Origin of the sequence: Pseudoduganella ginsengisoli (assembly GCF_009720865.1) — a bacterium.
Classification (GTDB): domain Bacteria; phylum Pseudomonadota; class Gammaproteobacteria; order Burkholderiales; family Burkholderiaceae_D; genus Rugamonas; species Rugamonas ginsengisoli.
Genome location: NZ_WNLA01000001.1, coordinates 843,815 through 863,081, shown reverse-complemented (window position 1 = coordinate 863,081; position 19,267 = coordinate 843,815). Strand labels below are relative to the sequence as shown.

Genomic DNA, 19,267 nt, shown 5'->3' with positions numbered 1-19,267 from the left:
AACTGGAGAATCATCATGCATCGTGACAACCTGAACGCCAACTGGACCACCGTGTGCGAACTGGACGACATCGTGCCGAATACCGGCGTGTGCGCCCTGCTGAACGGCGAAGCCGTCGCCGTGTTCCGCCTCAACGATAGCGAACAGCGCGTGTTTGCCGTGTCGAACTTTGACCCGAATTCCAACGCGTCCGTGCTGTCGCGCGGCCTGATCGGCAACCTGGGCGAGCGCATCGTCGTGGCTTCACCAATTTACAAGCACCACTTTGATTTGCAGACGGGTGAGTGCCTGGAAGCGCCGGAACATTCGATTGCCACGTACCCGGCGCGTATTGAAAACGGCAAAGTGCTGGTCGGGGCGTGATCATGAAACCCGCGCTGGTAGTGATCGGCAACGGCATGGCTGGCATGCGTACCGTCGAAGAGTTATATAAACTCGCGCCGGACCTGTACGACATCACGGTGTTTGGCGCGGAGCCTTACGGCAATTACAACCGCATCTTGCTGTCGCCGGTGCTGGCCGGTGAAAAGACGGTGGACGACATCATGCTCAACACGCGTGAATGGTATGACCGCCATAACATCACGCTGCATGCGGGCGATCCGGTGGTGCACATCGACCGTTCGCGCCGCATCGTGCGTGCGCAGTCGGGCAAGGAAGTGCGCTATGACCGCCTGTTGCTGGCGACTGGTTCCAAGCCGTTCATCATTCCCGTGCCGGGCCATGAATTGCCGGGCGTGATTGCATTCCGCGATATCCAGGACGTGGAAACCATGCTGGAAGCATCGCGCAACCACCGCCATGCCGTGGTGATCGGCGGCGGCTTGCTGGGACTGGAAGCGGCCAATGGCTTGATGCGCCAGGGCATGGATGTCACGGTGGTGCACGTGACGGACAGCCTGATGAACCAGCAACTGGACAAACCTGCCGCGGCGCTGCTGCAAAAGGCATTGGAAGCGCGCGGACTGCGTTTCCTGCTCAATGCGCAGACGGCGGAAATCACGGGTCCGGACCGCGTGACGGGTGTCCGTTTCAAGGATGGCTCCGAAATTCCTGCGGACCTGGTGGTGATGACGGCCGGTGTGCGTCCGAATATCGCGCTGGCCAAAGAGGCCGGCTTGCATTGCGACCGCGCCATCGTCGTCGATGACACCATGCAGACGTACGATCCGCGCGTGTATGCGGTGGGTGAATGCGTGCAGCACCGCAGCGCCACGTTTGGCCTGGTGGCGCCGATCTGGGACCAGGCGCGTGTTTGCGGTGCGCATTTGGCGGGCGCCGGCCACCGCCGCTACGTGCAGCAGGCATCACCGACGCGCCTGAAAGTCACGGGTGTCGACTTGTATTCGGTCGGCGATTTTATCGGTGGCGAAGGCAGCGAAGATTTGGTGCTGCGCGACCCGCGCAAGGGGGTGTATAAGCGGCTGGTGTTGAAGGATGGCTGCGTGATTGGCGCCGTGCTGTATGGCGATGTCAAAGATGGTCCGTGGTACTTTGACCTGATCCAGAAGAAGGCGGATATCACGCGCATGCGGCAGACCTTGTTGTTTGGTGAAGAGTTAAGCGCCGCGTAAGTTGAAATAACCTGAGTGAGAAATATCGTGAACCTGTCCCCCGTCCCCCTCTCCGTACAAACCACGTGCGCCTATTGTGGCGTCGGCTGCGGCGTGAAGGCGACGCCGAAGGCTGACGGCGGATTCGAGATTGCCGGCGATACGGCGCATCCTGCCAACGCGGGACGCCTGTGCGTCAAAGGTTCCGCGCTGGGCGACACCATCAGCCTGGAAGGGCGCCTGCTGTATCCGATGGTGCGCGGCGAGCGCGGTTCGGATGTACTGCGGCGCGTATCGTGGGATGACGCGCTGGGACAGGTGGCCGATAAATGGCAAGCCATCATTGCTGAACATGGTCCGGATGCCGTGGCGCTGTATGTGTCCGGCCAGTTGCTGACGGAAGACTATTACGTCGCCAACAAATTGATGAAGGGTTATGTCGGCAGCGCGAATATCGACACGAACTCCCGCCTGTGCATGTCGTCCGCCGTGGCCGGCCACAAGCGCGCGTTTGGCGAAGATGTGGTGCCGGTCTGCTATGACGACCTGGAACTGGCCGACATGATCGTGCTGGTGGGCTCGAACGCGGCATGGTGCCACCCGATCCTGTTCCAGCGCATTGCCAAGGCCAAGGAAAAGCGTCCAGACCTCAAACTGGTCGTCATCGACCCGCGCCGCACGGCCACGTGCGAACTGGCGGACTTGCATTTGCCCGTCAAGCCTGGCACGGACGTGTGGCTGTTCAATGGCTTGCTCAGCTACCTGAATCAAATCGGCGCCGTTGATCCGGAGTTTATTGCGGAACATACGAACGGTTTCGATGCGGCGCTGGCCGTCGCCAATGAAGAATGCGGCGACATCGCGAAAGTCGCAAAAATCTGCCGCGTCAGTGTTGAGGCGCTGACGGAATTCTATGAATCGTTTGCCGCCACGCAGAAAGTCATTACCGGCTATTCGATGGGTGTGAACCAGTCGTCGTCCGGTACCGATAAAGCCAACGCCATCATCAATTGCCATTTGATTGGCGGCCGTATCGGCAAGGAAGGCACGGGGCCATTTTCCATCACGGGCCAGCCCAACGCGATGGGCGGCCGCGAAGTGGGTGGCCTGGCCAATATGCTGGCGGCGCACATGGACCTGGAAAATGCGGAACACCGCCATGCCGTGCGTACGTTCTGGGATTCGCCGCGCATGGCGGACAAGGGCGGCTTGAAAGCCGTGGACTTGTTCCGCGCCATTGAAGAAGGCAAAGTCAAGGCCGTGTGGGTGATGGCGACCAACCCCGTCGTCAGCCTGCCGGATGCCGACCAGGTGCGCCGTGCGCTGGCCAGGTGCGAACTGGTGGTTTCAAGTGACATCATCGAGCGCACCGACACCAATGCCTTTGCCGACGTGCTGCTGCCTGCGCTGGGCTGGGGTGAGAAAGATGGCACGGTCACCAATTCCGAGCGCCGCGTGTCGCGCCAGCGCGCGTTCTTGCCGGCGCCGGGCGAAGCGCGTGCGGACTGGCTGATCATTGCGCAATTCGCGCAGCGCATGGGTTACACGGGCTTTGATTTCGCCAATGCGTATGAAGTGTTTGATGAACACGTGCGCCTGTCCGCTTGGCGTAATGACGATAGCGATCTGCCCCGCAAATTCAACATGGCTGGGCTGGCGGGCCAGGGCGCGCAGGCGTATGACGCGATGGCGCCGGTGCAGTGGCCGATCCTGGCGGGCGAAAAGGAAGGGGCCAAGCGCATGTTCGCTGACGGCTCTTTTTCCCACCCGGACCGCAGGGCGCGCTTTATTGCCACGGCGCCGCGCTTGCCTGCCAACCTGCCGGAAGAGGATTTCCCGTTGTCGTTGAATACGGGCCGCGTGCGCGACCAGTGGCACACGATGACGCGCACCGGTCGTTCCGCCAAGCTGGCCGACCACATTCCGGAATCGTTCATCGACATGCACCCGCAAGATGCGCTGATTTATGGCGTGCGCGAAGGTGAGCTGGCCCGCATCACCAGCAAATGGGGGGCGATGGTGGCGCGCGTACAGCATGGCGGCGGCATCGCCCGTGGCAGCGTATTCGTACCGATCCACTGGAATAACCAGACGTCGTCCGATGCCCGCGTTGGCGCGCTGGTGAACCCCGTGGTGGACCCGGTATCGGGCGAGCCGGAATTCAAGCACACGCCGATCCGTATCGAACAATTCCGCGTGAACTGGCATGCGTTCGTGCTGTCGCGCACGGAACTGGACCTGGAATCTGTCGCGCACTGGACCCGTATCCAGGGCAAGGAATTTGCCCGTTATGAAATGGCGGGCCGCAGCAACATCGATGATTTCACGGCCTGGGCGCGCGAGCTGCTGGGTGTGACGGATCCCGATGCGGACTGGCTCGAATATGCGGACAAGAGCGAGCGCATGTACCGTGCCGTGCACGTGGTCAATGACCGTATCGAACAGTGCGTATTCCTGTCGCCGCGCCTGGACTTGCCGGCGCGGGGCTGGCTGGCTGGTTTGTTTGCGGAGGAAAAGCTGTCCGACATGGACCGCGCCGGTTTGCTGATTGGCCGCCCGATGAAGAAGGGTGTCGATGCGGGGCCAACGGTGTGCTCGTGCTTTGGTGTCGGCCGCAACACGATTTGCTCGGCCATCCGCGACAAGGATTTGAAGGCTGTGCCGGAAATTACCGCTTGCGTGAAGGCGGGCGGCAATTGCGGGTCGTGCGTGCCGGAATTGAAGAAGATTTTGATTGAAACGCGGGCGCAGATCAGCGCGGAAATGCCGGCTTAAAGTATTTGGAGAGGCGCAGCAATGCCAGGTAGCCAGCTGAGTTGACTGGCCGCTAGGCAAAGAGTACGACCTACTGGGAGAAATGGCGGGCAATGATCACCAGCACCGGCAATGCTCCTGATAAACCACAAGAAAGGACAAGCCAAGAAAGCCGTCTTCGTTTGCGCCGCTTCAAGAGGTGCTGAATTGTGAGCCAACACACACATACCAGCTCAATGCAACTGGCTCCAAGCGTGACGATTCCCGCAGTCATACTTGCAAACGATCGTTTTGGCAACATGCCGCTATAAATCGTCATGGTTAATAGCAGAACCAGCAAGGCAATGGCGAGGATAATGTTCTCCAGGCGAGATAGAGACGCTGGTATTAATGCGGACTTATTTGTTTCCACCGGTACATACTCCACCGTTCCGCTCACCCATGGAATCAAGGGCAGTGAGCTTGGCTTCCGTTGCCGTTCAATACGATCCTACCAGGAGCATTACGATCAACACATAGGCCATGAAGATGGCTGCGGCAAGTAGCATTCTGCGCAAATAGTATTGCTCCTCGGGGGGATCTGCGCGCATTATTAATCGTGTCCAACTCCCCGCGAAATCATGCAAACAGTCAACCAAGGTCGTTTTACGCGCTAGCCGTAGCCGAATGTACCGCGCCGTGTAAAAAAACAAACGCCGCCAGCGACGACACCGCTGGCGTGAATATCGCAACTACTGTCATCGCAATTTTTAGGTCGTTCATAGCGTCGAGGTCTCTATAGGCCTTTTAGGAACGGTATCAGATTGTTCCGAAAATCCGTTTCGTTCACTCTCGATCATCAATTCACTGAGCGCACCTTCCTTCGTTATTTTCCATGGGTCACTCTAAGAATCGCACCAGTACGTTTGGAGAGGTCCACTTCAGCGGTTCCAGTTCCACTTTCTATCGAACCTTGCACGACCCACACATCTCCTCTTAGATCTGCCGTAAACGGTTTTTGCTTTTCTATTTGATCAGCACCATATATCGGATCTAGCACAAGAAGAGCAATTCCGATTGCGGTTGCGGCATTGGGTATGAATCCCTCTTTAGGCTTTATTCCATCCTTGGGGACGTAGCCAGTCTTGGAAACCTGCTCTTGTTTATATTGGTTTCGCTCGATGGCTAGTGCCAACAATGGAATAGAAAGCACAAAAACTGTCGCGATTGCAAGAAACTTGTCCTTCATTTTGTTACTCCGATCTGCGTTGCAGCTCCTCCGTAAGGAGTTCCATTGGGCGAATATTTGAGGATCTTTCGATCTGTTGTTCCCAAGTAGCCTGGACCAAATTTGTTATCACTCGTAGGGCACGGGCTTTAGCCCGAACGAAGTTGCATTATGTGTGACCAGTTCCAAGGGGGGGATGGCCCACCGCTGCCGGCCGCGCTCGGCGGTTGAAGAAATTTGCGCGATCAGCGGACGCGAGCGCTGCCGCTCACGCGGCTGCATGAAGCCCCGGGCCAGCGGTGCGCGCACGGCGAGCACAGCCGCGATTTGCGAGGCATCGCGCGCGTCCACGTCGTGGCGCAAACCACGCAATTTGCGCTCTCGGCCTCGATCTCGGCCGAGCGCGCGGATCGACTTCGGCCAATTCCAGTGCGTCGGCCGAAGCTTCAGCTCAGTGCACAATTACGCCGTCGGCGTGGATCTATTAGAACGAAGGCGATCGTAAAAGGCCGCAGCCTGTGCCACGACAGCCAGCAGGGCCAAGTAAATCACCACAAGATAACTCGGCAACAGTGCGTCCTGCAATCTCCGAATACCAATGTAGAACACTTCCTCACTTGTTCCTTCAGGTGGCCCCGGCTGAACAACAAAACGAGCGACAGTTCCCGTATAAAAGAAAAGTATGTAGCTGATCATCAAAAGAATAACTGCACTGACCAAAATACAAAGCCACCTCTTCCGAACCAAAATACCGATGGCGGTTAGGACCGTGGCTATAATCGGCAACACTAGAAAATTCACTTACCACCTCCGCAAGAGCAAACACCGCCAAGTCGGTTTGCCTTCTTATCCCCCGCGCCAAGCTTTGCGCCAAGCGCGATATAAGGTTGGCTACTCTTGTCTCCGTCTCCATTAAGGCCGTTGTCAAAGAAATTGGCTGCTTTTCCCACTCCTCCAACGATGGCACCTCCCCTTTTCTCTCCGAACATGAATCCCCCCGTGTAGCCGGCCAGAACATTGCCAAATTCGTGAGCATTGTATGTTCTGTCTGCAATAGTCCAGTTGTCGTTGCGATTTGGTCCATAGGCAAAGTCAAATTTTCCTCCGCCCCTATGATTCTTATAGGCATCAGCCAAGGATTGTAACTGCGCCTCTGCGAAGAAGCCGGCGGTTTCGCACTCACTAAACGTCTTAAGTCCTGTCGGGTCGACTAGACTTATTGGGTTACCAAGAACATATGCATAGGTATTGATGCCACCTTGCAGTCCAATCGGATCACTCTGTAAATACCTTCCCAGCGATGCATCATAGTACCGATGCCAGTTATACCAAATCCCAGTCTCACCATCGAAATACTGACCCGGCAGGCCAATGTTCATCCCACCGACACTATCGGTAATAATCTTCCGGTCAAACGGCGCATTCTCTGCCCGCCAAGCCACCGTGCCGGCAGCAGTAGTCATCACCTCCGGCCGTCCCAAGTGGTCATTATGGCTGGCATAAAACTGTCCATTGCGGTACATGCCTAACAATTCTCCGCCAATCCAGACATAGCTGGTATTGATGGTACCTGCTTCAGCCAGCAATTCGCCACCAGGACCGTACAGCTGTGCCGTGCCGCCATTGGCGATCTTGTACGCACGCTGGTTGAATGCATTGTTGCGGTAATCGCCAACCAATACGCCATTGACTCTTGCACCCGTCAAGCGGTTGAACTGGTCGTAGTCATAACCGCGCGTGCCGTCATTGCGCGTCTCGGCACTGACATTGCCGATGGCGTCGTAGGCGAAGTTGCGGTATTTGCCGCCGCCACTCCAGTTCGACAGGCGATTGCTCTGCGTATCCAGCGTATAGGTATAGCTGACTCCCTGGCGGCTCTGTGTGAGGCGGTTTCCCACGTCGTCCAGCGTGAAGCCCTGGGCATCGCTGGCGCGCGATACGGATTCCAGGCGGCCGACTGGGTCGTAGCCCATGTTGACGACTTCGGCAGGGTTATAGACTTTGTCTTGCAGCGTTTTCAGGTAGCCGATGTTGTCGTACCCCACTGCCACATTGTGTGCACCGCCACTGGCCATTTGGCTGACGCGGCCATCGTTGTTCAACGTGACCAGACGGGACAGGCCATTGTTGAATCGCCAGGCATAGCGCTGTCCGCTGACCGGCTGGTACAGGAAGGTATCGGCCAGTGTGGCCCAGGTGCCGCTGATATTACTCGCTACTTTCGAAATACGGCCATAACTGTCAAAGCTGTAAGTCAGGGCCAAGCCGCTTGGATAGTTCAGCCCGGTCAAACGGCCTGCCGTGTCATACGTCCAGGTGAAGGTATAGTTGGTGCCATACACATTGCTGGTCTTGTTGGTCAACTCGCCAGCAGAGTTATAGGTGAATTTCGTCGATCCCGTCACGTCGGTGGCGCCGGTGAGGCGGCCTTTTCCGTAAGTGCCTTCATCATAGGTGAAGGATTCGGTGACGCCGCCGCTGGACCTCGATGTCGGCCGTCCCAGTTTATCCCACGTGTAGGTAATGGTTTTTCCGTTGGCGCCGGATTCAGAGTCCAGGCGGCCAACAGCATCGTAGTGATAGCTGGTGACCCCGGTATCCGGACTGGTGCGGGAGGTGACCGCGCCAAAGCCATTATAGGTATAGGAGGTGGTCAGCGAGCGCTGGTCCTGGACCGACTTCAGGTTGCCCTCGTAGTCGTAATTCGTGATGGTAATGCCGCCATCCGGTGCGCTTACCTTGATGATGCGATCCTGCGCATCGTAGTCGTAATAGGTGGTGCGATTGGCGGTATCCGTGCGCGTTTTGACGTTACTGTTACCATCGTAGGTGTAATCGACGCGCTGGGTTTTATCGCTGTTGTAGACGGTTTTGGCCCGTCCGAGGGAATCGCGTTGTGTAATGGTGGAGAACACACCAGAGACGGCAGCCGTTAGCAACGTGCCTGCGCCAGGAACCTGGCGCTCGACGCTGGTGGTGACGGTGTTCGTCGCAACGTCAATGGCAGTGGTGATGAACTTGCCTTGACTATCACCGACTTGCTCCAGCCGGTCATACCCTCTATAACGGTACCTTTCGGCGCTACCGTTGGCATAGACGATGTCCGTGACCTGGTGATTGTTATTAAACGTGTAGGTGGTGACGCGTGGCCCGGACGCCAGATTCTGGGTTGCCTTCGACAGGTTGCCTTTGAGGTCGTAAAGGTAATCCGTCGATACCCCATTGATATCGACATACCGGCCAGGTAATCCCAAGCCATTGTACGAAGACCATGTCTCGGTCTGGTTCAAGGCATTGGTTCGCGACGTGATATTTCCCTGCGCGTCGTAGATAGTCGTGGTGATGGCCGGGCCTTCTGGCAAGGATAGCGTCTCCGTGCGGGATGCCACCGTGCCGTTCGGATTCAAGGTATAGCCGTAGGTCAGCTTGCGCTGGGCGCCACCCTTCAAGTCGTCCCAAGTTTCTGTTTCCAGCTGCGTGCCGTTATAGGTATAGGTGACACGCTTGTATGCGCCCCCGTAGGCGCCACGATACTCGGTGGTGGCAATGTCGTCCCCCTGCCAGGTGTGGACAACACTCAGCGCGTCAGGCGTGTCGGCTGCCGTTGTATAGCCTAGCAACCGGCCCGCATTGTCAAAGTTGTAGTCGGTACGGTTGCCATTCCAGTCATCCTCGAAATCGATGTTGCCGTTCGCGTCGTATACTGTCGCGGCACTCGCGGCACTGCAAGTGCTGGTGGCTTGGCGGGAAACCGAGCGGACTTTCAAGGTACCCTGGATGTTTTCAAAGGTGTAGACCGAAGTCTGGCCGCGAACGTCAGTCACGTTCGTCGTCAATGGGCCATAGCTGAACGTCTCCTGCTCCTCACCACTGGCCAGACCACTGGTCTTGACGCGGCGATCCGGATAATAGGTATAGTTACTATAGCTCGTTCCATTGATTTTCAGCCCAGCCAGCAATGTTGCATCAGTTGGCGAATAGGTATATTCCCGAATGTCCGGCGATGTGCCCGGCGACGTTACTTTCGACAGCATGCCGCTGGCGTTGTACTCATAGGTCTACAAGTTCCCGGCTGGATCGCGTACCGTGCTGACCCGGCCATTGCCGCCATAAGTAAATTGCAGCGTTTTCCCGGTTGGGCTGGTAACGGTAGTGAGCCGGTTATTTTGATAAGTGAGACTGGTCGTTGCTCCCAGCGGGTCCGTAATGTATTGCAGCGCGTCGCCGATATACAGGTAGCTGGTTTTACCGCGGACCAATTCCCACGACGTACCGGGCGTGAGGATCATGACACCCGCATCGACACTGGCCGTGGTTGTGCTGCTGGGGTGAACCGTATATATATACGTGTCGGCCATGCTGGTCGTACGGGGGGGGCACGGCGGCACTGGCGCTACGTGAAACAGGTTTGCTGATGCTGGTCACACCTGATGAACCGGACAAGCTGTATACAAAGCGCGCGCCGTCGGGCTGGGTCACGGTCACGGTTTTGGGCACACATACCATGTTGCGGTCGCACGTCATGCTTCCGACAATCAGCCGGGGATAATCGAAATTCGACAGCCATTGCGGACCAAACAAGCTGCCGTAAGCATGCATGCTGCGGTATTGGCGGTGCAAGCCCAGGCCCTGGTCGCCGGCGGCCTGAAAGTCGGTTTCCGGTAACAATTTTCCCCGGTGGCGATCACGACTGGATGGGGAGAGACTGGCGATGCTTTGCTGGCATTACCGCACGAGGTGTCGGAATTGCCGGTTGATGGCGCGGCAGCCGTTTTTCCTTGGGCAGGAAGGCCACCTCCGCCACGCGGGGCATCGTGCCTGAATGCTCCCGTATCGAGGCGGCCTCCTACTGGAACAGGGTCTAGGGACGAACGAAGAGGGCGTTCTTCCGAGACGGTAACCCTTTGTATATCAGGATCCTTTTTCACGTCAGCAAGCGCATTGGTCATCGATAGCAACATGGTCAGTGTCGCTAGCGAGTAAAGCTTTTTCATCTAACTTCCTTATTGAAAGAAGCATTAATAAAAAACAACCCTGACATAATACAGAAATCTTGTACTTGTTGCTAAAATTGAAATGAGAACGCAATCAGTTGCGCTGGCAAGGAACTTATTCCCGTATCTCATTCACAAGTGATTCGACCGTCGTTGTGATCAGACAGTTATAGGAATGAAAATGTGATAAATTGGCTTATCGCTCAACAGAGGCCTCTGCCCAGAGACTGACGCCATGCGCCGCCCCATCGTTATTGTTCCAGCCTGTAAGCGTAGCAAGGGCGACCATCCTACGCACACTGTGCAAACCAAGTACATCGATGCCGTTGTACAAGGGGCGGGGTGCATGCCGCTGATTGTGCCGGCGCTGGGCGGCCAGACGGATATTGATGCCGTGCTGTCCGTTGCAGACGACGTAATGCTGACGGGCGCTACTTCCAATGTCGATGCAGCCTTGTATGGCCAGGCCGTGCATGATCCTTCGCTGCCGCTCGATCCTGCGCGCGACGCCACCACGTTGCCGCTGCTGCGCGCCGCCATCGAGCGGGGCATTCCCCTGTTCGGTATTTGCCGCGGCTTCCAGGAAATCAATGTCGCGCTGGGCGGCACGTTGCACCAGGCGGTGCAGGAAGTGCCCGGCATGATGGACCACCGCGACCGTCCCGGCGATCCCCTTGACGTCCAGTATGGCCCCGCGCACCGCGTGCGGCTCGCCGAAGGCGGCTTGTTGGCGGGGCTGCTGGACGCGCGTGACATCACGGTCAACTCTCTGCATGGTCAGGGCGTCGCCCTGCTGGCGCCGGGCTTGACGGTGGAAGCCGTGGCCGATGATGGCCTGGTGGAAGCGTATACGGTCGATGGCGCTGCCTTCGCACTGGCTGTGCAATGGCACCCGGAATGGCGCGTCACCGGTGATGCCGTGTCGATGAAACTGTTCCATGCGTTCGGCCTTGCGTGCCACAGCTATCAGGAACGCATCCCTTAGGTACGCCGCTCGTTGTCTGCGCGTAAACAGGAGCGCGGCCCTCATTTGGCCGCGTCCGATCAAGACACTATGAGAGGCTGACGTGGCTATTCGAGAAAATTTTACTTATACCGACATGGATTTGTGGCTCAATGAAAACAGGGTCACGGAAATTGAATGCCTGGTGCCCGACTTGACGGGCGTTGCGCGCGGCAAGATCCTGCCCCGCGTGAAATTCACACAAGAACGGGGCATGCGCATACCCGAAGCGGTATTGGGCATGACCGTCACGGGTAATTACCCGACGGATGACGTGGCCTATGACCGCGCCATTTCCAACACGGACCGCGACATGATTTTACGGGCCGATCCCACCACCATCACGATGGTGCCCTGGGCCGCGGACCCCACGGCGCAAGTGATCCACGATTGCTATTTCGCCGATGGCGCGCTGGTGGATTTCGCGCCCCGCACGGTATTGCGGCGCGTGCTGAAACTGTATGCCGATAAAGGCTGGCAACCCGTGGTGGCGCCGGAACTGGAGTTTTACCTGACGGCGAAAAATGCGGATCCAGACTTGCCGTTAAAGGCGCCGATCGGCCGCAGCGGCCGGGCGGAAACTTCCCGCCAGGTGTACAGCATCGATGCCGTCAATGAATTCGATCCGCTGTTCGAAGATATCTACGATTACTGCGATTTGATGGGCCTCGACGTCGATACCTTGATTCACGAAATCGGCGCGGGCCAGATGGAAATCAACTTCCTGCATGGCGAGCCACTGAGCCTGGCGGACAAGGTATTTTTCTTCAAGCGCACCTTGCGTGAAGCGGCGCTGAAGCACGATATGTATGCGACGTTCATGGCCAAGCCGATGGCAGGCGAGCCGGGATCGGCCATGCACGTGCACCAGAGCGTGGTCGATATCAAAACCGGCAAGAATATTTTCAGCAATGACGATGGCTCGCCTTCGCCGCTGTTCAAGCATTACATCGGCGGCTTGCAGCGCTATATGCCGCCGGCCTTGGCGATCGTCGCGCCGTACGTGAATTCCTACCGCCGGCTGGTGCGGCATACGGCTGCTCCCATCAATATCCAATGGGGCGTCGATAACCGCACCGTGGGCTTCCGTGTGCCGGAATCCGGTGTGCAAGACCGGCGCGTGGAAAACCGCATCATCGGCGCCGACGCGAATCCGTACCTGGCGCTGGCCGTGACGCTGGCGTGCGGCTACCTGGGCATGACGGAACAGCTGGAGCCGACGATGGCGACCACGGGCAGCGCGTATGAATTGCGCTATGAATTGCCGCAAAGCCTGTCGGAAGCGTTATCGGCGCTGCGGCGCGAAGATAAATTGCGCTTTGTGCTGGGCGACCGCTTCATTGACGTCTATGCCGCCATCAAGGACCTGGAGTACCAGGAATTCATGACCGTCATCAGCCCGTGGGAACGGGAACACTTGCTGCTGCACGTGTGAAGGCAGGGCGGCGGTGCGCCGCCCGGCTTGTTTGCGTTTATTTGCGCTGCGCGATCAAGCCGCACAAATACGTCCACACGAACATGGACGCCGCCTGTGCCGTCAACTGTGCATGGTCATAGGGCGGCGACACTTCCACGCAATCCATGCCGCACCAGTTCAAATCCGCCAATTCTTCCAGGATGGTCATCACTTGCGGCGTCGTCAGGCCGCCTGGTTCCGGCGTGCCTGTGCCGGGTGCAAAAGCCGGGTCCAGGCAATCAATATCGAGCGACAGGTAGACGGGCGGATTGCCTGCCTTGTCCATGCGGGCGCGGATTTCATCCAGCACGGGCGCCAGCTGTTCCGGGCTGGCCAGCCCACGCAATTGGCGGCCGGTAAACACGCGGCCCCCCATGTCATTCACGTATTCGCGCGCATCCCGCTCACCAGTGGAGCGGATGCCGATCTGGATCGCTGCCTGTGGAATCACCAGCCCTTCCTGGAATGCTTCATACACCCATGTGCCATGGCCCGAAGGTTCGCCGAAATGGTCGACCCACGTATCGCAATGCGCATCGAAGTGGAGCAGCGCCACGGGGCGGCCATGCACTTGATTCAGCGCGCGCAGCAGCGGCAGCGTGATGCTGTGATCTCCGCCCAGCCAAACCATGTGGTGGTTGCGGAATAACTCCAGCGCATGCGGCATCAGCGCCGCGCGCATGGCTTCCAGGCTCGTGTTCGGCAAGGGCACGTCGCCCGCATCGGACAATAAACCGTGCGGCGTTGTATCGAAATAGGGGTGGATGGCTTCGCACAGCATTTGCGAAGCAAGGCGGATGGCTTGCGGGCCGAAGCGGGCGCCGGGGCGGTTGGTGACGGCGCCGTCATACGTGACACCGGCGATGGCGAATGGCGTGCTGGATGAGGCGGACTGCGCAAGGTGCGGCGCATTCAGGTAAGTGCCGCTGGAGCGGTACGCGAATTCGTGGCTGGACATATCAGCTGCCTCCGACGCAAATGTATTGAATGACCTTGCGGGCTTGCAGTTCTACCTGGTTCATGATGGACCTTTCAGGGGTGATTGGTCCAGCCATACTAGCGCTGCCGCCCGGTTGCCGACAGGTCCACCGGCGAATAGTTGATGGTGCCACTCACAGGTTATCCCGGATCAGCGTAGCCAGCACTTTGCCATACCGTTTGATTTTTTCTTCCGTTACGTAAGCGTAGCCAGCCAGCAGTCCTTTGCGCACGGGCGGCGCCAGGTAATATGCCGAGAGTGCATTGACGGCCAGTCCGGCTTCCCGCGCCAGTGCGTGCAGGGCGGCGTCGTCGGCCCAATCCGGCAATTCCACCACCAGGTGCAGGCCGGATTCCTGGCGGCTGATGGTGGCCAGCTCGCCAGCGTGCCTGCCCAGATGCTTTTGCAATGTGCGCCGCAACAGTTCGCGCCGCGCACCATAAATTTGCCGCAATTTGCGCACGTGGGTCGTGAAGTGGCCCAGCGCGATAAAGTCCGCCAGTGTCGCCTGCACCATCATTTGGCCGGGACGCTGCAAGTCATACAGCGCGCTTTTGAACGGTTCCACCAGTGCCGGCGGCGCTACCAGGTAGCCGACCTTAATGCCCGGATACAGCACCTTGGAAAACGTGCCCATATAGACGACGCGGTTGCCGCCATCGAGCCCTTGCAGCGAAGCGAGGGGGCGGCCGCTGTAACGGAATTCGCTGTCGTAATCGTCTTCCAGTATCCACGCATTCTTGCGCGCGGCCGCTTCCAGCAACGCGCGGCGGCGGGCCAGGCTCATGACAGCGCCGGTCGGGTACTGGTGCGACGGCGTCACGTATATCAGCCGCGGCACTGTCGCCAGGTCATCCGCATCAAGCGCCATGCCATCTTCATCGACGGTTACCGGATGCAGGTGCAGGTCGCGCGCCTGGAACACGCGGCGGGCGCCCCAGTAGCACGGGTCTTCCACCCACGCGGTATCGCCGGCATCGGCCAGCAACTGGGCGCACAAGTCCAGCGATTGCTGGGTGCCGGAGGTAATCAGCACCTGGTCCACCGACACGCTGACGGAGCGCGACAGCCGCAAGTATTCCGTGATGGCCTGGCGCAGCGGCAGGTAGCCGCCGGACTGTCCATAGTCGAGCAAATCAGCGCGTCCTTCACGCCACACGCGGTTTTGCAGGCGCTGCCACTGCTTGACGGGGAACGACGAGAAATCCGGATCGCCCGGTGCGAACGGCTGGATTTCATAGCGGGCGCCGGCGGCAAATTGCGTCAATTCAGCGCCGCGGCGGGACAGCATGGCAGGCGGCAGCATACGGATGTCCGCCGGTTCCGCACCCGCATCATGTGCGGGCGCCATGGCTTTGACGTTGGCGACATAGGTGCCACTGCCCGCTGCGCTGACGACATAACCTTCCGCCGCCAACTGCTCAAACGCGGCAATCACGGTATTGCGCGCGATCCCCAGGTCGGCAGCCAGATCGCGGCTGGACGGCAGCTTGCTGCCTGCCGCCAGCCGGTTCTGGTAAATCGCTGCTTTGGCCGCTTCATACAGGCGGCGCTGGCGCGGCAGGCGCGCGTGGAAGTCCGCTTGCGCCAGCATGGCGGCCAGCATTTCCGAGACGGGCGTCATAAAAGTGGTTCTATCGATTTGTAAAAAGTGGCGCTCGCCATCATACCAAAACAGGCATATGATGGAACCAGCTGGTTAAACAACGTCAAAGAAGCCACCCATGCGCCATCCCATCGTTCTCGTTCCATCGTGCAGCCATCAGATTGGCCTGCACCCTTATTACGCGGCGCAGCACAAGTATGTGGACGCCGTCGTAAAGGGCGCAGCCTGCACGCCGGTGATCGTTCCGGCGCTGGGTGAAGCACTGGATATCGATGCGCTGCTGGACATGGCCGATGGCGTCATGCTGACCGGGTCGCCATCGAATGTGCATGCCAGCCTGTATGGGCAGGATGTGCGCGATCCATCGTTGCCGCAAGATCGGGCGCGCGATGCCACCACGTTGCCGCTTATCCGCGCTGCGCTGAAAAGGGGTGTACCGCTGATGGCGATTTGCCGCGGCTTCCAGGAAGTCAATGTGGCGCTGGGCGGCACTTTGCATCAGGCCGTGCACGACGTGCCGGGCATGAATGACCACCGTGAAAGCAAAGGCGAAGCGCTGGACGTGCAATATGCAGCGGCGCACAAGGTCGTATTGCAGGCAGGCGGTATGCTGGCGCGTTTATTACAAGGCCAGAGCGAAATTAACGTCAATTCCCTGCATGGCCAGGGCATAGATGAACTGGCGCCAGGCTTGCAGATTGAAGCCGTGGCGGAAGATGGGCTGGTCGAAGCGTACTCCGTCATCGATGCGCGTTTTGCGCTGGCTGTGCAATGGCACCCGGAATGGCAAGTGGCCAGCAACCCCGTTTCGATGCGGCTGTTCACCGCTTTTGGCGACGCCTGCCGCGCGCACCGCGACCGTATCCCTTAGCGCTTCTCTCGAACAGCGGTGTTCCAGCCCTGTTGGCTGGAATCTTCACAACTATTTGAGAGAACAACATGGCGATACGCGAAAACTTTACTTATACCGATATGGATGCGTGGCTCAATGAAAACAGGGTCACGGAAATTGAATGCCTGGTACCCGACTTGACGGGCGTTGCGCGCGGCAAAATTCTGCCGCGCGGGAAGTTCACGCAAGACCGCGGCATGCGTATTCCGGAAGCCGTGCTGGGCATGACAGTGACAGGCAATTACCCAACGGAAGACGATGCTTACGACCGCGCGATTTCTTCGACGGACCGCGACATGATTTTACGGGCCGACCCCACCACCATTACGATGGTGCCGTGGGCGACCGACCCCACGGCGCAAGTGATCCACGACTGCTATTTTGCGGACGGCAAGCTGGTGGACTTCGCACCGCGCACCGTGCTGCGGCGCGTGCTGAAACTGTATGCGGATAAAGGCTGGAAGCCCGTGGTGGCGCCGGAACTCGAGTTTTACCTGACGGCGAAAAATGCGGATCCAGACTTGCCGTTAAAGGCGCCGATCGGCCGCAGCGGCAGGGCGGAAACCTCGCGCCAGGTGTACAGCATCGATGCCGTCAATGAATTCGATCCGCTGTTCGAAGATATCTACGATTACTGCGATTTGATGGGCCTCGACGTCGATACCTTGATTCACGAAATCGGCGCGGGCCAGATGGAAATCAACTTCCTGCATGGCGAGCCACTGAGCCTGGCAGACAAGGTATTTTTCTTCAAGCGCACCTTGCGTGAAGCGGCGCTGAAGCACGATATGTATGCGACGTTCATGGCCAAGCCGATGGCAGGCGAGCCGGGATCGGCCATGCACGTGCACCAGAGCGTGGTGGACGCGAACACAGGCAAGAATATTTTCAGCAATGAAGATGGTTCGCCTTCGCCGCTATTCAAGCATTACATTGGCGGCCTGCAGCGCTATATGCCGCACGCGCTGGCCATCGTGGCGCCGTACGTGAATTCCTACCGCCGGCTGGTGCGGCATACGGCTGCTCCCATCAATATCCAATGGGGCGTCGATAACCGCACCGTGGGTTTCCGCGTGCCGGAATCCGGTGTGCAAGACCGGCGGGTGGAAAACCGCATCATCGGCGCCGATGCGAATCCGTACCTGGCGCTGGCCGTGACGCTGGCATGTGGTTACCTGGGCATGACGGAACAGCTGGAGCCGAATGCGGCCACCACCGGCAGCGCCTACGAACAGCGCTATGAATTGCCGCAAAGCCTGTCGGAAGCGTTGATGCTGCTGCGGCGTGAAGACAAATTGCGCCACGTACTGGGCGACCGCTTCATCGATGTCTATGCCGCCATCAAGGACCTGGAGTACCAGGAATTCATGACTGTGATCAGCCCGTGGGAGCGCGAGCACCTGCTGCTGCATGTGTAAAAGGAGAGGACCATGACAACGCATGACACTCATACCCTGCGTGAACTCGACCATGCGCACTACCTGCACCCGTTCACCGACCACAAGGCGCTCGGCGAAAAAGGCGTGCGCGTCATGGTGCGGGGCGAAGGCATTTATTTGTGGGACTCGGAAGGCAACAAGGTATTGGATGGGATGTCCGGCCTGTGGTGCGTGGCGATTGGCTATGGCCGCTCGACGATGACGAAAGCCATCAGCGAGCAAATCGATACGCTGCCGTTCTATAACAGCTTCTTCAATACGACGACCGTGCCGGCAGTGAACCTGGCGCACCGCCTGTCGCAACTGGCGCCGCCAGGGTTCAAGCACGTGTTCTTTACGGGTTCCGGCTCCGAAGCCAACGACACCAACGTGCGCATGGTGCGCCGCTATTGGGATTTATTGGGTTATCCCGACCGCCACGTCATCATCAGCCGCCACAACGCATATCACGGCAGCACGATGGCGGGTGCGTCACTGGGCGGCATGAGCGGCATGCACGAGCAGGGTGGTTTGCCGATCCCCGGCATCGTTCATATCGGCCAGCCGAATTACTATGAGTCTGGCGCCGGCATGACGCGCGAAGAATTCGGCGTGCAGGCCGCGTCATGGCTGGAAAAGAAGATCCTCGACGTGGGCGCGGACAAGGTGGCCGCGTTTATCGCGGAGCCCGTGCAGGGCGCGGGCGGCGTCGTCATTCCTCCCGATACCTATTGGCCGGAAATCCGCCGCATTTGCGACAAGTACGGCATCTTGCTGATTGCCGATGAAGTGATTACCGGCTTTGGCCGCCTGGGCCGCTGGTTCGCATCTGAACCGTATAAGCCGGACTTGATCACTTTTGCAAAAGGCGTGACGTCCGGTTATATCCCGCTGGGCGGCGTCATGGTGTCCGACCGCGTGGCCGACGTGCTGATACGGCAGGGCGGTGAATTCAACCATGGCTTTACGTATTCAGGCCACCCGGTCGCGTGCGCGGCAGCGCTGGAAAACTTGCGTATCATTGAATCGGAAAACCTGGTGGGCCGGGTGGCCGGTGAAACGGGTGCGTATTTAAAGCAAAAATTTACTGCACTGGCGGACCACCCGCTGGTGGGCGTGGCGGAAACCAGCGGCTTTGTCGCCGGCTTGAACCTCGTAAAACGCAAAGCGGAAAACGTGCACCAGCAGGTTGCGTTTGATGCCGATTTGGCGGTGGGCATGGTGTGCCGCGCGCACATGTTCAACAATGGCGTCATCATGCGCGCCGTGGGCGACCGCATGATCATTGCCCCGCCACTGGTGATGACGCATGCGCAAATCGATGAAATGGTGGGATTGATCCGTCACGCGCTGGATTTGACGCTGGAAGAAGTCAAACAGCGCGGCTGGCTGTAAAGGAGAAGAC

16 protein-coding genes are annotated in these 19,267 nt (G+C 58.6%); 8 read left to right on the top strand and 8 right to left on the bottom strand.

Annotated features, from left to right (window positions below; genetic code table 11):
• The first annotated feature begins 15 nt into the window (after nucleotides 1-15).
• The 3 genes from nirD to GM668_RS03730 are packed head-to-tail and all read left to right on the top strand — an operon-like array spanning nucleotide 16 to nucleotide 4,328.
• Nucleotides 16-363 carry a nitrite reductase small subunit NirD gene (gene nirD, locus GM668_RS03740; RefSeq protein WP_155437535.1) on the top strand — a complete coding sequence of 116 codons (348 nt, stop codon included), beginning with the start codon at nucleotides 16-18 and terminating at the stop codon, nucleotides 361-363.
• A gap of 2 nt (nucleotides 364-365) precedes the next feature.
• Entirely contained in the window at nucleotides 366-1,574 is a 1,209-nt protein-coding gene (locus GM668_RS03735) for an NAD(P)/FAD-dependent oxidoreductase (RefSeq protein ID WP_155437534.1), read from the top strand.
• A gap of 27 nt (nucleotides 1,575-1,601) precedes the next feature.
• Nucleotides 1,602-4,328 carry a molybdopterin-dependent oxidoreductase gene (locus tag GM668_RS03730; RefSeq protein WP_170305466.1) on the top strand — a complete coding sequence of 909 codons (2,727 nt, stop codon included), beginning with the start codon at nucleotides 1,602-1,604 and terminating at the stop codon, nucleotides 4,326-4,328.
• Nucleotides 4,329-5,172: 844 nt separating this feature from the next.
• Here the strand turns inward: GM668_RS03730 and GM668_RS03725 are convergent.
• The 6 genes from GM668_RS03725 to GM668_RS31715 form a co-directional block, all read right to left on the bottom strand.
• Nucleotides 5,173-5,535, bottom strand: a complete 363-nt coding sequence (locus tag GM668_RS03725; RefSeq protein WP_155437533.1) for an NTF2 fold immunity protein — start codon at nucleotides 5,533-5,535, stop codon at nucleotides 5,173-5,175.
• A gap of 108 nt (nucleotides 5,536-5,643) precedes the next feature.
• A complete protein-coding gene (locus tag GM668_RS03720) occupies nucleotides 5,644-5,886 on the bottom strand; it encodes a hypothetical protein (RefSeq protein ID WP_170305465.1) in 243 nt (80 codons plus the stop codon).
• A 90-nt stretch (nucleotides 5,887-5,976) separates the two neighbouring features.
• Nucleotides 5,977-6,315 (bottom strand): hypothetical protein, encoded by a 339-nt coding sequence (locus GM668_RS03715; RefSeq protein ID WP_155437531.1) that lies wholly within the window; start codon nucleotides 6,313-6,315, stop codon nucleotides 5,977-5,979.
• Nucleotides 6,312-9,548, bottom strand: coding sequence for an RHS repeat-associated core domain-containing protein (locus tag GM668_RS31555; protein WP_155437530.1), 3,237 nt, complete (start codon nucleotides 9,546-9,548; stop codon nucleotides 6,312-6,314). Before GM668_RS31555 ends, GM668_RS03715 begins: the two co-directional genes overlap by 4 nt.
• A 24-nt stretch (nucleotides 9,549-9,572) precedes the next feature.
• Nucleotides 9,573-9,803, bottom strand: coding sequence for an RHS repeat domain-containing protein (locus tag GM668_RS03705; RefSeq protein WP_170305464.1), 231 nt, complete (start codon nucleotides 9,801-9,803; stop codon nucleotides 9,573-9,575).
• A complete protein-coding gene (locus GM668_RS31715) occupies nucleotides 9,760-10,182 on the bottom strand; it encodes a DUF6531 domain-containing protein (RefSeq protein WP_371868622.1) in 423 nt (140 codons plus the stop codon). The genes GM668_RS03705 and GM668_RS31715 overlap by 44 nt, the downstream gene beginning before the upstream one ends.
• A 561-nt stretch (nucleotides 10,183-10,743) precedes the next feature.
• Here GM668_RS31715 and GM668_RS03700 point away from each other — a divergent pair.
• Together GM668_RS03700 and GM668_RS03695 are read left to right on the top strand one after the other, a co-directional pair.
• Nucleotides 10,744-11,493: a gamma-glutamyl-gamma-aminobutyrate hydrolase family protein gene (locus tag GM668_RS03700; RefSeq protein WP_155437528.1), complete on the top strand. Its 750-nt coding sequence runs from the start codon at nucleotides 10,744-10,746 to the stop codon at nucleotides 11,491-11,493.
• Between the two features lie 82 nt (nucleotides 11,494-11,575).
• Nucleotides 11,576-12,946 carry a glutamine synthetase family protein gene (locus GM668_RS03695; RefSeq protein ID WP_170305463.1) on the top strand — a complete coding sequence of 457 codons (1,371 nt, stop codon included), beginning with the start codon at nucleotides 11,576-11,578 and terminating at the stop codon, nucleotides 12,944-12,946.
• A gap of 37 nt (nucleotides 12,947-12,983) precedes the next feature.
• Here the strand turns inward: GM668_RS03695 and speB are convergent, their stop codons facing one another.
• The gene (gene speB / locus GM668_RS03690) at nucleotides 12,984-13,925 is read right to left on the bottom strand and encodes an agmatinase (protein WP_155437527.1); all 942 of its coding nucleotides are present in this window, start codon (nucleotides 13,923-13,925) and stop codon (nucleotides 12,984-12,986) included.
• 154 nt (nucleotides 13,926-14,079) lie between these two features.
• Nucleotides 14,080-15,570 carry a MocR-like pyridoxine biosynthesis transcription factor PdxR gene (gene pdxR, locus GM668_RS03685; RefSeq protein WP_155437526.1) on the bottom strand — a complete coding sequence of 497 codons (1,491 nt, stop codon included), beginning with the start codon at nucleotides 15,568-15,570 and terminating at the stop codon, nucleotides 14,080-14,082.
• Between the two features lie 100 nt (nucleotides 15,571-15,670).
• Here pdxR and GM668_RS03680 point away from each other — a divergent pair, with 100 nt between their 5' ends.
• From GM668_RS03680 to GM668_RS03670, 3 genes are all read left to right on the top strand, one after another.
• Nucleotides 15,671-16,423 carry a gamma-glutamyl-gamma-aminobutyrate hydrolase family protein gene (locus GM668_RS03680; protein ID WP_155437525.1) on the top strand — a complete coding sequence of 251 codons (753 nt, stop codon included), beginning with the start codon at nucleotides 15,671-15,673 and terminating at the stop codon, nucleotides 16,421-16,423.
• Nucleotides 16,424-16,491: 68 nt separating this feature from the next.
• Entirely contained in the window at nucleotides 16,492-17,862 is a 1,371-nt protein-coding gene (locus GM668_RS03675) for a glutamine synthetase family protein (protein WP_155437524.1), read from the top strand.
• 12 nt (nucleotides 17,863-17,874) lie between these two features.
• Complete coding sequence (locus GM668_RS03670) at nucleotides 17,875-19,257, top strand: aspartate aminotransferase family protein (protein ID WP_155437523.1); 1,383 nt, start codon at nucleotides 17,875-17,877, stop codon at nucleotides 19,255-19,257.
• Nucleotides 19,258-19,267 lie beyond the last annotated feature (10 nt).